Source organism: Oleiphilus sp. HI0061 (assembly GCF_001635675.1).
Window position 1 is genome coordinate 1 of sequence record NZ_LWFE01001363.1, and the last position, 1449, is coordinate 1449.

The 1449-nt window shown below is 47.8% G+C and carries 2 protein-coding genes; one reads left to right on the forward strand and one right to left on the reverse strand.

The features are described 5' to 3' along the window. Window positions 1-639, forward strand: a 639-nt coding sequence (locus A3735_RS21560; protein ID WP_068638618.1) for a MipA/OmpV family protein, incomplete at its 5' end; no start/stop codon positions are given. Window positions 640-1091: 452 nt separating this feature from the next. Here the strand turns inward: A3735_RS21560 and A3735_RS21565 are convergent. After that, the coding region (locus A3735_RS21565) for a hypothetical protein (protein WP_369820546.1) at window positions 1092-1449 on the reverse strand (358 nt) is incomplete at its 5' end.

Here is a 1449-nt window from a genome sequence, read left to right on the forward strand (position 1 = left end):
GATGAATTTGGCGCAGAAGTCGATCCTGCCGGTGCGGTGCAATGGCGTAAAGGTGATAATATTTTCTTCTGGGCCGGTGAGGCGCTCGGGTGGCGTGGTCTTCGTTCTGACACATGGCTATTCGAGGCTGTCGTGGGCTTCGATGAGGGGCGTGAAGAAAGTGACTCTGATGACGGTCGTTTGGATGGTCTCGGTGAAGGAGATGAGGGAACTGAACTAGTTTTGCAAGCACGCCATGCTTTCGATACCGACTGGCGTTATTGGCTGGATGCTCGAGTGGTGACCGGTGAAAACGGAAGTCTTGGTCTTTTTGGCGTGGGGCACCGCTTCGGTGGTCAGAACGACGGAACCGGCCATGAAATTGCCATCGCTTTGGTATTTCACGATAGTGATTATGTCAATAAAGATTTTGGTATAGATGCAGAGCAGTCAGTTGCATCGGGACTGAATGAGACCGACCTGAGTGGAGGATTTCGCTCGTTTGGATTTAATTACAATTATCGCCATTATGTAAATGAGAATTGGCAGGTTTTCGGCGAGGCGGTTTATGAGCGTTATAGTAGTGACATTGCGGATAGCCCAATCGCACGCAACAACTATGAAGCTGAGGTCGGCGTTGGATTCATTTACGTTTTCTAGAACACCTATCAAGTATTCACCTAGAAGCCTCATTTTTAGTTTATTTAATAAACAATCAAGCTAGCTCAAATTATATTAGGGAAGACCCGAAAGCCGACTTAACACTTTGTTAAGTTGGTTGTTCACCATCTACAGACATCACCCAGGAATTTGAAGCCAGTAACATTCGGCCAAACCAAAATCAACCTTCAACGGCAAGTTTTGGCACTTTGCTGACTAAGTTTGGGCAGGGTATTTGTAGGCTCTAGTCGAAACCGCTATTTCAGTAGGTCAGACTGCGTGCCAACTTTTACATATAAGTATTATGACTTTGTAGGCGGCCCGTCCTCGGGGCGCTTGCTGTGCCACGGGGCTTTCAAACGATTCCCTGGTTTCGGTTTGCGCGACTGGAGGCCCCGCCTACATAAGTATGGCTATTTTTCAATCGAGTCTGACCCCATTGAAAAAATGCTTTAAGGCATTTGGATTTGGCTTCCGCCTTGGCCCGGTACGACGATCTGAGAAGCCTGCTCACGACGCATTTCTTGAAGTTCTTTCATTGTATCTTCAAGCGACTTGTTTGCTGCTTCGCCAAAGTTAGCTGCCGCTTGACCCAGAGTAGAACCTTGAAGTTCGAAGTTCAAAGGAAGTGGTCCAGCTGGCGTCATCATTTGAGTGCTGCCGATAAACAGAACGGGTCTAGCGCTGTCTGCGTCGCCATTTGCATCGACAGGTGTCATGCGACGAATAGTGCCGACTTTGTTGTCTGTATAGACTTCTTCAAGATAAAGTTCATCAGGGTTCATGCTTATTTCAGGCGCGTTGTCGCTC